Source organism: Butyricicoccus sp. AM05-1 (genome assembly GCF_003474415.1).
Classification (GTDB): domain Bacteria; phylum Bacillota; class Clostridia; order Oscillospirales; family Butyricicoccaceae; genus Agathobaculum; species Agathobaculum butyriciproducens.
In genome coordinates this window covers 106420-119227 of record NZ_QUDG01000008.1, presented here as the reverse complement: position 1 = coordinate 119227, position 12808 = coordinate 106420, and the positions used below count along the sequence as shown (strand labels likewise).

Genomic DNA, 12808 nt, shown 5'->3' with positions numbered 1-12808 from the left:
AAACAAATCGTTTCGGTGATTTTTTCGTTTTCGGCACGGAATAGACGAGGTACATGAACCGCGTAAATTTTACCGCAGAATAGTTAGCGACTCTCGATTTGCAGAACGGTCAGCAAGTCACCTTCCACGGTGAATTTTACCTCAAATCCCGCAAACGGGAACCCGTACACGCGGCCTGCCTCGTGCTGATAGCCCGGTCTCGGGTCCTGCGCAAGCACGTTCAGCAGGGTTTGACGGCGTTCCTGCGGCAGCTTTTCGAGCAGGCTTGCCGGACATTCCACGCGCACAGCATCGGTCGTGAGCGCAAAGCCGCCGAGCGCCTCCGGATGCGAGTCCGTGTACGCAAGGTACGGCTTGATGTCGAAAATCGGCGTGCCGTCCATCAGATCCGCGCCCGAAATGTGCAGCACCGGACCGTCCGGCGTGTTGGGCTCCACGCGGTCAAGGCGCACCGAGGACAGCCCGATCTCGTTCGGCCGGAACGGCGAGCGCGTCGCAAACACGCCGATGCGCTTGTTGCCGCCCAGCTTGGGCGGGCGCACGGTCGGTGACCAGCCGTCACGCACCGCGGCGGAAAACTGCCAGATGAGCCACAGGTGAGAGAAACCCTCGATGCCGCGCAGCGCATCCGCGTTGCGGTATTCCGGCTCGAATACAATGCGCGCCGGTACGTCCGCCAGTCCGCTCTGCCGCGGAATGCCGAATTTGGTGGGAAAATCGCTGTGTATCCGCGCAATAATATGCATTTCTACCGTCTGTGACATAAAAATTCTCCTTTTGGGTGATATATTCAGTATAGCACAGGAACTGTCAGGTGCAAAGCGGTGTTTTACAGATTGTTAATGCTTTTTCCTCAAAAACGCGCTATAATAGAATCAGATTAAACTGGGAAAGCAGGGGAGAACTATGCCCAAGAAGATATTGATCGTAGAGGACGAGGCCAACATCCGTGAGCTGCTGCGCCTGTATCTGGAGCGCGAAGGCTACACGGTGCTCGAGGCGGAAAACGGCGTGGAGGGCATCAAAAAGTGGAAGTCGGACAAGCCAGACATGCTGCTGCTCGACGTGATGATGCCGGTGATGGACGGCTGGGCGGTCTGCAGGGAGATCCGCGCGGAAAGCGATGTGCCGATCATCATGCTGACGGCCAAAGGCGAGACCGCAGACCGCGTTTCCGGTCTGGAGATGGGCGCGGACGACTACATCGTCAAGCCGCTCGAAATGCCGGAGGTCATCGCGCGCGTGCGTGCGGTGTTCCGCCGCATGGCGCCGGATGATGCGCCCGAGAAGCTGTCGTTCGACAACCTGGTGATCGACAAGCAGGCGTACGATCTGGTCATCAAGGGAAAGCGCGTGGATGCGCCGCCGAAGGAGATCGAGCTGCTGTACTTCCTCGCGTCCAGTCCGAACCGCGTGTTCACCCGCGCACAGCTGCTCGACGATGTTTGGGGCTTTGACTATTTCGGTGACACGAGAACGGTTGACGTACACGTCAAGCGTCTGCGCGAAAAGCTGGAGGGCGTTTCGGACAAGTGGGAGCTGAAAACCGTATGGGGTGTCGGCTACAAGTTTGAGACCAAGGAGTAAGCCATGGGCAGACGCAGTTTTTTCTTCAAGGACTATGTGGCCCATCTGGTTTTGATCGTGTGCGCGTTTGCACTGGCCGGCGTGGTGTTCTGCTACCAGATGAGCAGCTACGCGCTGCACGCCAAGCAGACCGAGCTGCGCACGACCGTGCAGAGCCTTGCCGAGCAGAGCAAGCTGCTCGAGGGTACGGACTCTGACGTGATCCGTCAGATTTATGTGCTGTCTATCGCGCGCGTGGCCAAGGAGGATGAGCTGACCGTGCTCATCACGGACGCGGACGGCAACATTGAAATGGGCGCCAAGCCGGACGGCACGACCTACACGCTGCCCGGCTATCATATCTCAAACGAAGTGGTCGCAGAGATGCACAAAAACGGCAGTTATGCGTCTGTCGGGTCACTCGGCGTGCTGAGTGAGTCCTCGTTTTACACGGTGGGCACCTGCGTCAAGGATGATAACGGCGATGCGGATTTGATGATCTTCGTCTCCACGCAGGACCCGAATTCGGCAGGCGTGGTGCGTCACTCGACGCAGACGCTCGTGCTCATCCTGCTGGTGACACTGGCGGTCATGCTGGTGATTTCGTTCATGATCTCTCAGCATGTCACGCGTCCGCTCAAGACGATTGCCGCCGCCGCTAAGGAATTCGCGGGCGGCAACTTCGATGTGCGCGTGCCCGAGGACAACCGCTGCTACGAGATTGACGAGCTGGCGGTCTCGTTCAACAACATGGCGCGCGACCTTGACCAGCTCGAGGAGCTGACCCGCGGCTTCATTTCCAACGTCAGCCACGAGTTCAAGACCCCGATGACGACCATCGGCGGCTTTGTGGACGGCATGATCGACGGCACGATTCCGCTCGACCAGCGCGACAAGTACCTGAAGATCATCGCGGAGGAGACCAAACGCCTGTCCCGCATGGTAAACCGCATGCTGGATGCCGCAAAAATTCAGTCCGGCGAGCTGATTCTCAGTCCGGCGCCGTTCGACTTTACCGAAATGACGGCGCAGATCCTGCTCTCGTTTGAGCAGAAGATTGAGAAAAAGAAGCTGGATGTGCAGTGCGATCTCGAGGAACGGCTGACCGTCATGGGTGACCGCGACCACCTGTACCGCGTGGTGTACAACCTGACCGATAACGCGGTAAAGTTCATCGAGGACGGCGGTACGCTGAGGCTGAAGGTCCATCAGGAGGGACAGCTGTGCGTGTTCGCCATCAGCAACACCGGTATCGGCATCTCGGCGGAGGATCTGCCGCATGTGTTCGACCGCTTCTACAAGACCGACCGTTCGCGCTCGATGGATAAGACCGGCGCGGGTCTCGGCCTGTATATTGTGAAGAACATCATCAACCTGCACGGCGGCGAGATCTCCGTCCGCTCGGGCGGCGGCGAAACCGAATTTGAGTTCACCCTGCCGCTCGCACCGGAGCAGAACCGACAGAATAACGCGTAAAAAGTGGCTTCCATGTGCTATCACTGTGCATGGAAGTTTTTTTCTGCATGTGCTGTATTGAAGCGTTTCGCGCGGCAGCGCACATGAAATAGCATTTGCTCTGCAAATGCTCAAAAAGGGGGAGCATGTATCACCCTTTTTGGACTTCTGGAGGGAGAAAGTTTCTGAACAGGAACTTTCGGACGACTTTGGAACGGCCCACGGTCCGTTCCTCTTGTCGGCGAAACTGTAGTTTCGCGACAGACAGTGTTCAAAAAATATTCATATTGTTTTCAACAAACTGCCACATTGAGAAACTATGATAGAAGCATCAACAGAGGGAACGGAATGTTCCCGCGAATAACAACAGGAGGTCAGTATCATGGACGACTTCAACATGAACAACAAAACACCGCTGAACAGCAGCGATCAGAATAACGAACAGCCGACCGCCGAAATCCGGAACACCGCACCGCAGAGCGAGCAGCCGATGCCGCAGCCGCAGGCGGAGCAGCCCGCACAGGCTCCGCAGAGCGAGCAGCCGATGCAGCAGCCGCAGGCGGAGCAGCCTGCACAGGCACCGCAGAACGACCAGCCGCAGGCAGAGGAGCCGCGCACGCCGTTCCAGACGCCGGTGCAGCATCCGGAGTTCCATCAGGCGCAGCAGCAGACCGGCTTCGGCGAGGTTCCGCCGATGAGCCAGAAGCCGCACACCCCGAAGAATAAAAAGCACAGCAGAGGCTTAGCGCTTGGTCTGTGCGGTGTAGCAGCTGCGTGCCTGCTGTTTGCAGGCGGCGCCGTTGTCGGCAATATGGCGTTCGGCGGCAATGCAAACAGCGATTCCGGCGCTTCGGCATCGACCTCGGATTCCGCGCCGACGCTGCAGATCAACAGTAAGCCGGAGTCGGATTCGAGTAATTCTTCGGACAACTACGACACCGCGGACGGCATGGCCGGTGAGGATATCTACAAAAAGGTCAACCCGTCGGTCGTATCGGTTATCTCCACCACCTCGGAGGGCACGGGCAGCGGCTCGGGCGTCATCATGAGCAAGGACGGCTACATCATCACCAACAACCACGTTGTGGACGGCGCACAGTCGGTTTCCGTACAGCTGAGCGACGGCACCTCTCTTGATGCCGAGATCATCGGCACGGATGAGCAGACCGACCTTGCGGTCATCAAGGTAACGCCGACAAGCGACCTGACCGCCGCAGAGTTCGGTGACTCGGATGAGCTGGAGCCGGGCGAGTATGCCTACGCGATCGGTTCTCCCGGCGGCGTGCAGTTTGCGAACACCATCACCGGCGGCCGTATTTCCGCCATCAACCGCGATCTGACCGTCAATGACCGTGTTATGACGCTGATTCAGACCGATGCTTCCATCAACAACGGCAACTCCGGCGGCGCACTCATCAATAAGTACGGTCAGGTGGTCGGCATCACATCCGCTAAGCTGTCCGGCAATGCGTTCGGCAGCGCCACCGTTGAGGGCATGGGCTTTGCCATCCCGATCAACACCGCCAAGGATATTGTTGATGAGCTGATTCAGAACGGTTACGTTTCCGGCCGTCCGTCCATCGGCATCACCGGCCAGAACGTCGAGTCCGCGGACGGCAAGGTGTCCGGCGTGCAGGTATATTCCATTGATTCCCGCGCAAAGGCAGCCAGTGAGGGTCTGCAGGTCGGTGATGTCATCACCGCCGTTGACGGTACCCCGACCCCGGACATGGATAAGGTAAACGAACTCAAGCAGGATAAGAAGGCCGGCGACAAGCTGACGCTGAGCGTATACCGCATTTCGACCGGCAAGACGCTCAATATCACCATCACGCTGACCGATTCGCACGACCTCGAGGGTGATGACCCGAATGCCCAGACTCAGCAGAGCCGGAGCAGCCAGAGCGATAATTCGCAGCAGGATGACGGCTACGGCAGCTATCGGTTCTCCAGTCCGTTTGGTTCGTTCGGCTGGTAATTCTTCTGATTAGGAATTAGGCGCTGCCGCGCCGGTACAGCTCCGACAATAAGACAAAACGGAGGTTTGCGCCTTCGCGGGGGCGGACCGGCGTGTCCGCCCTTTTTCCTGAAAACAGCACAGATTCAAACAAAAAAGCAGACTTTCGCTTTGAAAGTCTGCTTTTTGCATTCGGAATGAGAAAATAATTCTTGATTATTTTCCATACTGCTCCGCCAGCTGCTGGCTGATAAACTGTCTTGCGGTACGCGGCGAACGTCCGTTACGGCGCAGCGCAAAGCGCTCTGCAAGCAGGTGCAGCTCGTCGATATCAAGGTTCAGGTCGTTCTCCTTGGCCAGCTGCTCGACGATGTACAGGTACTCGTCCTTATCCGGCACGGAGAAGGTGATCTCCAGACCGAAACGGTCGGACAGCGAGGTGACGGTTTCGAGGGTATCACGCACGCGCACCTCATCGCCCTGACGGTCGGCCATGCTCTCGCGGATGAGATGACGGCGGTTGGACGTTGCGTAAATGACCAGATTGGACGGCTTTCCGGCCAGACCGCCCTCGATAAACGCCTTGAGCGCGGCAAAGTTGTCGTCCTCGCTGCTGAAGGTCAGGTCGTCGAGGAACACGATGAAGCGGAACGGCGAACGCAGGGTCTGCTCGAACAGCTTGGGGAAGTTGGTGATATGCCGCGGAGACATCTCGATGATCTTCAGGCCGCGGTCGGCGTACTCGTTGGCAACCGCCTTGACGGTCGAGGACTTGCCGGTGCCCTTGTCGCCGTAGAGCAGGATGTTGTTGGCGTCGCGTCCGTCGAGGAAGGCAAGCGTGTTCTTGAGGATTTTCTGCTTCTGCATTTCGTAGCCGGGCAGGTCGTGCAGACGGATGGCGTCCGGATGCACGATCGGGGTCGCCGAGCCGTCGTCCTGCATAGCAAACGCCGAGGACTGTGCGAAGAAGCCGTAGCCCTCCTCGCGGTAGTAATCGGCAAGAGCCGCACCGGTGGAGAACGGAAGCGAGTCCGCGGCTTCGAAGTCCGGCAGATCCTCAAGTGCAGGCTCGTAGAACTTGTCCGCTGCTGCGGACTTGAAGGCTTCGCCGTCGAGCGCAAGCAGAGCGTTCAGCACGTCCAGATCGTGGGTTGCGGCGTTGAGCACAGCCGCTTCCGGTGCGTTGATGGTATCGGTCAGGGTGTTGGTGTCAAAGTGCACGGCATCGAGCACTGCCTGCGCGATATCGCCGCAGGAGAAGCGGGTCGCGCACAGTGCGCCGTAGCGGTCGGCAAAGTCGGCGGCTGTGCCGTCGAGCGCGGTCAGCGTGTCGCCGTAGGCGCGCACCAGCGGATGGGAAAGCAGTCCGCGCAGCACGGAAAGCGCGCGCAGACGCAGGGAAAGGGCAGAAAGCTCCATTGTTTTCAGCTCCAGTCGGGATTGTAGTTTATAACCTAATCAGCATAGCACACTTTTTTGCTCATTTCAACATAGTATGAGGGGAGAAACCTTAAGGCAACACCGCACAATTAAAGCTGCGGCTCCTTGCGCAGGCTCCGGTCGCGCTGCCGCGGCTCCTTGCGCAGGCTCCGGTCGCGCTGCCGCGGCTCCTTGCGCAGGCTCCGGTCGCGCTGCCGCGGCTCCTTGTGCAGGCTCCGGTCGCACTGCCGCGGCGCTTTGCGGAAATTTTGTGCCCTGACTTTGGCTTCGGTTCCTTGCGCGAGTTCCGTCCGCGCTGCCGAGATTTCACGGTAATACATCAAGTATTACCGCAAAACTGCGCCTCGTCAGTCCGCAAAATTTACTCACAAATCGCTTTTGTTCAATTATGCGGTATTGCCTTAGTTTCTCAGAATTGGGAGGGAGGAGTGCCCTTATGGGCGGTTATGCGCTGTTGATCTGCCGCAGTCAGACCGAGGCCATCGGCCTGCGGCGGCATTTGGCGCGGTTGGGTGTACCGGGAGAGGTCGCGCGTCCACCGCGTCACGAACGAACCGAATCCTGCGGATGGGCGGTGCGCGTGAGCGCGCAGCAGGCGGACTGGGCTGTGCATCGGCTGCGTCAGCTTGGTGCGCCGCCGTGCCGCGTGCTGCGGGAGGACTGACATGATTTATCTGGATAATGCTGCCACCACCTTGTATAAGCCGCGGGCGGTCGAGCAAGCGGTTCGCCGTGCGATGTACGGCGCGGCAGGCTACGCACGAGGCAGCTACGCGGCAGCCGGTCGAGCGGGAGAGCTGGTGTACGCCTGCCGGGAGCAGGCAGCGGCGCTGTTCGGCGTGGGCGAGCCGGAGCGCGTCATTTTTACGCTGAACGCCACACATGCGCTTAATATTGCGGTAAATGCGCTCGTAAAACCGGATTCCCGCGTCATTGTGAGCGGTTACGAGCACAATGCGGTCATGCGGCCGCTGACGGCTCGAAATATTGAGCCGACCGTGCTGGATACGCCGCTGTGGGACGGCGCGGTTATGGTTTCCGCGCTGAAACAGGCGCTTGTGCAGGGCGCCGACTTGATGATACTGAGCCACGTTTCCAACGTATTCGGCAGCATTGCGCCGCTGGACGAAATCGCGGAATTGCTGACGGCGGCAGGCGTGCCGCTCATCCTGGATGCGTCGCAGTCGGCGGGCGTGGCGGAGATTGACGTAAAGCGCTATCCGTGTCTTGCGGCGGTGTGCATGCCCGGACACAAGGCGCTGTACGGACCGATGGGCACGGGCATTCTGCTGGCGCTCGACGACCGGATTGCTGCGAAGCCGCTGCTGACCGGAGGAACGGGCAGTCTCTCCGAGGAGCTGCGTCAGCCGGATTTTCTGCCGGATGCGCTCGAGAGCGGCACGCCGAACGTGCCCGGCATCGCGGGACTCGCGGCGGGCATCGCCTTTGTCCGGGCGGTCACGCCAGCGCACATTGCCGGGCAGGAGAGACGGCTGGTGCATGAGCTGGCCCGTGCGCTCTCCCGCGAAAGCAAAATCGAGTGCTTTGCCGGAAAGGAGCAGACCGGCGTGCTGTCCTTTCGCGTTCCCGGCACGCCGAGTGAGGTGCTCGCGGATATGCTCTCGGACGAGGGCGTGTGCACCAGGGCGGGGCTGCACTGTGCGCCGCTCGCGCACCGGACGGCGGGCACGGAGGACACCGGAACCGTGCGGCTGTCCCTGTCGTTCTACTCGACGGCGCGGCAGCTGGAGCAGGCCGCAGACAAAGTTTGCAGATTGGTAAAAAAACTGTGAACACGCTATACAGAAAGCCGGATTTGTGGTAGTATAAGTAAGGTAAAACATGGTGTTTGCGTGCAATCTGCTGCGTGCATCCGCAAATGCCCGCGAATATGAGGAGCAAGTTAGGATAGGTGACAAAATGGGAGCGCTGCAAAATGTATTCTCACCGAATTTATCATGGCGGACCATGATAAGTTCTTTTTTCAGTGCGTTTGATCAATTCCGCACAATGACGCCGATCGACGTGGTGGATATCCTCGTCGTGGCGTATATCATTTACCGTGTTATGAAGCTGCTGAAGGATACCAGCGCCGCACGACTGGCCAAGGGTATTCTTGTTCTGGTGCTTATCATGCTGTTCGCCAGCTTCCTGCATCTGACCATGATCTCGTGGCTGCTGCGCAACGCGCTCAGCGTCGGCGTATTCGCCGTTGTGGTCATTTTTCAGCCGGAGCTGCGCCGCCTGCTCGAGCAGCTCGGCAAGGGAAACCTCAGCCGCATGCTGATTCCGGATACCGACCCGAATGTGGTGGAGAGCATGATCGTTGCAACCGTTTCCGCGTGCGCGGATATGTCCAGGACCAAGACCGGCGCGCTCATCGTGTTCGAGCGCAAGGAGCGTCTCGGCGAGATCATCGCCACCGGCACGAGAGTGGACGCAGCACCGTCTGCCGAGCTCATCAAGAACATTTTCTTCAAGAACAGCCCGCTGCATGACGGCGCCATGATCGTCCGTGCCGGACGGGTGTGCGCTGCAGGCTGCGTGCTGCCGCTTTCCGGCAATCAGGGGCTGTCGCGCGACCTCGGCACGCGCCACCGCGCGGCTGTCGGCATGAGCGAGACCGCGGACAGCGTGCTCGTCGTTGTCTCCGAGGAGACCGGCGCGATCTCTGTCGCCATCGGCGGCATGCTCAAGCGCCATCTGTCGCCCGAGATTCTGCAGAAGATGCTCGAGAGCGAGCTGCTCGGCGATGAACTCAGGAACAGGAACGAAAAAAGCCGTATTGCCGCCATCCGCGACAAGTGGAAGGGAGGTGCCGGCAAGTGAAGAAGAATTTTATCAAAAAGCAGGATTTTCTGCTGAAGCTCCTGTCGCTGGCGCTGTCTATCGTTCTGTGGGCAGTTGTTATGGATATTGACAATCCTGAGCGCAACATGCGCTTTGACGATGTGCCGGTGCGCGTCATCGGTGCGTCGCAGCTGAAAGCATCGACCGGTCTGGAACTCATCGAGGGCGAGAACACAACGGTCACTGTCAGCCTGCGCGGTCAGAGCAAGAGCGTCGGCGAGGTCCGCGCCAGCCAGATCACCGCAACGGTGGATATCTCGGGTCTGACCGAGGCGAATGAATACGATCTTCCGGTCACCGTGTCGGTCAGCAAGTCCGGCGTGGAGACTAACTATGTCAATCCCGGCAAGGTGCACGTCCGCGTGGACCGCGTGGAGAGCAAGGATGTTCCGATCGAGGTCAATGTGACCGGCACACCGAGCGATGGCTACCGCGCAGGCAAGCCGACCGCGGCAACCAAAAAGGTCACCGTTTTCGGTCCGGCAACCGATCTGGCGCAGGTGGCCAAGGCGGTTGCAGCCGTGGATGTTACCGGCCGCAATTCCTCGCTGACCAACTACGAATGCAGGATAACCCTGTATGATCAGGACGGTGCGGCGTTCACCTCGAACTATATCACCAGCCAGACCGAAAAGATCAAGGTTTCGGTTCCGATCTACCGCGTCAACAAAATTCCGCTGACCGTTACCCTCAAGGACGGCGGCAGCCTGACGCAGAATCAGGTACAGTGCGTCATCGACCCGGAGAACGTAGAGGTTATTGCGAGCGATCAGGCGGTGCTGAGCGACATCAAGGAAATCAACCTCGGTGAGATCGACCTCGGCAGCGTCCACACGGGCACGCCGATCTCCATGTCCATCAAGGATAAGCTGCCGAGCGGCGTTTCGCTCGTCAGCGGTCAGCCGGAAACGGCAAACGTCACCATCTCGGTGGACGGTATTGCAACCCGCAAGGTGCAGGTCTCCAAGTTCGCGTGGAACGACACCGCGCAGGAGAATACGCCGTACAAGGTTTCCATCCTCACCAAGTCGGTCGAGATGGAGCTGCGCGGCAGTGAAAGCCAGCTGCAGAAGGTCGATGTGAATAACCTGTCCATCGGTCTGACCTACGATTCGGTATCGCTTGGCGTCGGCAGGCACAAGGTCAAGGGCGTGGCTACGACCGTCGGTCTGCCGAGCGGCGTAACGCTCGTCGAGGAGGATATTGAGGTCGAGATTGAGATCACCGACCCGCATGTGTCGGATGAGACGATCACCTCGGATAAGACAGACAGCACAGACGATACGGACAGCACGGTCGCAGAGCCGACCGTGCACCGTACAAGAAAGGGCGGTGGCAGCCAGTGAGCCTGATGGTAACCGGCATCCGTCTGCCGTTTGATCTGCCGGAGCAGGCCGCCATTGCGGAGGCACGTCGGCTGACCGGTCTCACGGCAAACGACATACAAGCGGCGGTCTGCCGCGTCAGCATTGACGCGCGGCGCGGACAGATCAGCCGGGTATATTCGGTGCGTCTGGACGCGCCGTTCGACGAAAAGGCATTTGCGGAAAAACTGCAAATGCCCTTCGTGCGTTATAAACCCAATACGAAAATCGTCATTCCGCACGGCGAAAAGCGGCTCGAGCACCGTCCGGTGGTGGTCGGTCTCGGCCCTGCGGGACTGTTCGCCGCCTATGTGCTGGCAAAGCACGGCTACCGTCCGCTCGTGCTCGAGCGCGGCGGAGATCTGGACGAGCGCGACAAGGTTGTGGATGCGTTCTGGAAGGGCGGTGCGCTCGATACCGACTGCAATATCCAGTTCGGTGAGGGCGGCGCCGGCGCCTACTCGGACGGCAAGCTGACCACGCGCATCGGTGATCCGCTGTGCGACAACGTGCTGGAAATCCTTGCCGCGCACGGTGCTCCGGCGGATATCGTCAAAAAGGCGAAGCCGCACGTCGGCACGGATATCCTCAAGAATGTAGTTCGTGAAATGCGCCGCGAGATCATCAAAAACGGCGGTGAAGTGCGCTTCCGCACGCCGCTGACCGGCGTTTCGGTCAAAAACGGTGCGCTCTGCGCCGTTCAGGCGGACGGGCAGGACATCGCCTGCGAGCGGGCGGTGCTGGCCATCGGTCACTCGGCGCGCGACACCTTTGCCGCGCTGCACGGAAACGGCGTGTACTTTGAGCCGAAGGCGTTCTCGGTGGGCGTGCGCATCGAGCACCTGCAGACCGAGATCGACCGCGCTCTGTACGGAAAGGCGGCGGGACATCCCATGCTGCCGCCTGCGGAGTACAATCTCTCGCGCAGAGCCGACGGACGCGCGTGCTATTCCTTCTGCATGTGCCCGGGCGGCGTGGTCGTTGCGGCACAGAGCGAGGAGAATACGGTCGTCACCAACGGCATGAGCTATCATGCGCGCGACGGCAAAAACGCCAACGCGGCGCTTGCCGTGTCGGTTGACCCGAAGGACTACGACGACGGCACGCCGTTCGGCGGCGTGGCGCTGCAGCGCCGGATCGAGCACGCGGCGTACACGCAGACCGGCTCGTACCGCGCGCCGTGCCAGAAGGTCGGGGATTTTCTGAACGGCAAGCCGACCCGAAAACTCGGTGCGGTCAAGCCCAGCTATCCCATCGGCGTGGAGCTTGGAGAGGCGGCAGCCTGCCTGCCGGACTTCGCGCAGACCATGCTGCGGGACAGCCTGCCGTATTTCGGTCGTAAAATCCGCGGCTATGACACGGCGGACGCGCTGCTGACCGGTCCGGAAACGCGGACCTCGTCTCCGGTGCGCATGACGCGCGGCGAGGATCTGTTCGGACTCGGCTGCAGCGGCATCATTCCGTGCGGCGAAGGCGCCGGATACGCCGGAGGCATTATGTCTGCCGCCGTGGACGGAATCAGAGCGGCATTTCGGATTATGGAAGAGTTTGCAGATTGAGAATGGAAAATGGAGAATGAATGTGCTTTGTGCATGACCATAATTTTCAATTCTCCATTCTCAATTCCCCATTACTGCAACTGGTTTTGAATAATAGAGAGGAAGATTTCAACGTGACCCAACAGGGAACCATCAAAAAGCTGCTGCCGAACGGCCTGGCAGAGGTCGAGGTAACGCGCCGCTCGGCGTGCGGCCACGACTGTGCCAAGTGCGGCGGCTGCGGCGGTCTGGAAACCCAGACGCTTTACGTTACCGCGCGCAATCACGCGCATGCGTCCGTCGGCGACCGCGTGCTGCTCGAGGGCGAGACCAAGCAGGTGCTCGGCTTTGCCGTGCTCGTGTATCTGCTGCCGCTCGTGCTGTTTTTTGTCGGCTACGGCGTCGGCGCAGGAATGAAACTTGGCGGCGGACTGTCCGCGCTCATCGGCGGCGTGTTGTTCGTCGGCGGCATTCTGGCGGCGATGTGGTACAGCCATAAGCTGAAGCTCAGAAATGAAGCGCCGTTTGCCATCACAGAGCGGCTTTGATGCGGAATAGAGTCGGCGAAACCGTGGTTTCACGACAGGCAGTTTTAATTTTTTATGAATTTTCGCCAATTTTCTGTGTTCGCCCTTGTC

Annotated in this window: 12 protein-coding genes; 9 read left to right on the top strand and 3 right to left on the bottom strand. The window is 59.6% G+C overall.

Going from position 1 to position 12808, the window contains the following annotated elements; translation table 11 throughout:
* Positions 1-83 precede the first annotated feature (83 nt).
* Positions 84-764, bottom strand: a complete 681-nt coding sequence (tsaA, locus tag DW088_RS11610; RefSeq protein WP_118360841.1) for a tRNA (N6-threonylcarbamoyladenosine(37)-N6)-methyltransferase TrmO — start codon at positions 762-764, stop codon at positions 84-86.
* Between the two features lie 142 nt (positions 765-906).
* Here tsaA and DW088_RS11605 point away from each other — a divergent pair, with 142 nt between their 5' ends.
* The 3 genes from DW088_RS11605 to DW088_RS11595 all read left to right on the top strand — a co-directional run bounded on the left by DW088_RS11605 (position 907) and on the right by DW088_RS11595 (position 4999).
* A complete protein-coding gene (locus DW088_RS11605) occupies positions 907-1587 on the top strand; it encodes a response regulator transcription factor (protein ID WP_110435133.1) in 681 nt (226 codons plus the stop codon).
* Between the two features lie 3 nt (positions 1588-1590).
* Positions 1591-3042: a sensor histidine kinase gene (locus tag DW088_RS11600; RefSeq protein WP_118360840.1), complete on the top strand. Its 1452-nt coding sequence runs from the start codon at positions 1591-1593 to the stop codon at positions 3040-3042.
* 361 nt (positions 3043-3403) lie between these two features.
* A complete protein-coding gene (locus DW088_RS11595; protein WP_118360839.1) occupies positions 3404-4999 on the top strand; it encodes a trypsin-like peptidase domain-containing protein in 1596 nt (531 codons plus the stop codon).
* A 195-nt stretch (positions 5000-5194) separates the two neighbouring features.
* On the opposite strand, the gene DW088_RS11590 is transcribed toward DW088_RS11595, so the two are convergent.
* Positions 5195-6397: an ATP-binding protein gene (locus DW088_RS11590; protein WP_118360838.1), complete on the bottom strand. Its 1203-nt coding sequence runs from the start codon at positions 6395-6397 to the stop codon at positions 5195-5197.
* 110 nt (positions 6398-6507) lie between these two features.
* A complete protein-coding gene (locus tag DW088_RS11585) occupies positions 6508-6738 on the bottom strand; it encodes a hypothetical protein (protein ID WP_118360837.1) in 231 nt (76 codons plus the stop codon).
* Between the two features lie 134 nt (positions 6739-6872).
* Here DW088_RS11585 and DW088_RS11580 point away from each other — a divergent pair, with 134 nt between their 5' ends.
* The 6 genes from DW088_RS11580 (at position 6873) to DW088_RS11555 (ending at position 12718) form a co-directional block, all read left to right on the top strand.
* Positions 6873-7082, top strand: a complete 210-nt coding sequence (locus DW088_RS11580) for a putative Se/S carrier-like protein (RefSeq protein ID WP_158557323.1) — start codon at positions 6873-6875, stop codon at positions 7080-7082.
* A gap of 1 nt (position 7083) precedes the next feature.
* Positions 7084-8211 carry an aminotransferase class V-fold PLP-dependent enzyme gene (locus tag DW088_RS11575; RefSeq protein ID WP_118360836.1) on the top strand — a complete coding sequence of 376 codons (1128 nt, stop codon included), beginning with the start codon at positions 7084-7086 and terminating at the stop codon, positions 8209-8211.
* A gap of 175 nt (positions 8212-8386) precedes the next feature.
* Positions 8387-9247: a diadenylate cyclase CdaA gene (cdaA, locus tag DW088_RS11570; protein WP_118360835.1), complete on the top strand. Its 861-nt coding sequence runs from the start codon at positions 8387-8389 to the stop codon at positions 9245-9247.
* The gene (locus tag DW088_RS11565; protein WP_118360834.1) at positions 9244-10614 is read left to right on the top strand and encodes a CdaR family protein; all 1371 of its coding nucleotides are present in this window, start codon (positions 9244-9246) and stop codon (positions 10612-10614) included. The genes cdaA and DW088_RS11565 overlap by 4 nt, the downstream gene beginning before the upstream one ends.
* A 5-nt stretch (positions 10615-10619) precedes the next feature.
* Positions 10620-12191: an NAD(P)/FAD-dependent oxidoreductase gene (locus DW088_RS11560; RefSeq protein ID WP_243029901.1), complete on the top strand. Its 1572-nt coding sequence runs from the start codon at positions 10620-10622 to the stop codon at positions 12189-12191.
* Between the two features lie 113 nt (positions 12192-12304).
* Complete coding sequence (locus DW088_RS11555) at positions 12305-12718, top strand: SoxR reducing system RseC family protein (protein WP_158574681.1); 414 nt, start codon at positions 12305-12307, stop codon at positions 12716-12718.
* The last annotated feature ends 90 nt before the right edge of the window (positions 12719-12808 follow it).

Excerpts from the sequence above, each read along its gene's own strand:
- tsaA (WP_118360841.1), bottom strand. The coding sequence starts at position 764 with ATGTCACAGACGGTAGAAATGCATATTATTGCGCGGATACACAGCGAT.
- cdaA (WP_118360835.1), top strand. The coding sequence starts at position 8,387 with ATGATAAGTTCTTTTTTCAGTGCGTTTGATCAATTCCGCACAATGACG.
- DW088_RS11590 (WP_118360838.1), bottom strand. The coding sequence starts at position 6,397 with ATGGAGCTTTCTGCCCTTTCCCTGCGTCTGCGCGCGCTTTCCGTGCTG.
- DW088_RS11595 (WP_118360839.1), top strand. The coding sequence starts at position 3,404 with ATGGACGACTTCAACATGAACAACAAAACACCGCTGAACAGCAGCGAT.
- DW088_RS11575 (WP_118360836.1), top strand. The coding sequence starts at position 7,084 with ATGATTTATCTGGATAATGCTGCCACCACCTTGTATAAGCCGCGGGCG.
- DW088_RS11585 (WP_118360837.1), bottom strand. The coding sequence starts at position 6,738 with ATGTATTACCGTGAAATCTCGGCAGCGCGGACGGAACTCGCGCAAGGA.
- DW088_RS11600 (WP_118360840.1), top strand. The coding sequence starts at position 1,591 with ATGGGCAGACGCAGTTTTTTCTTCAAGGACTATGTGGCCCATCTGGTT.
- DW088_RS11605 (WP_110435133.1), top strand. The coding sequence starts at position 907 with ATGCCCAAGAAGATATTGATCGTAGAGGACGAGGCCAACATCCGTGAG.
- DW088_RS11560 (WP_243029901.1), top strand. The coding sequence starts at position 10,620 with ATGGTAACCGGCATCCGTCTGCCGTTTGATCTGCCGGAGCAGGCCGCC.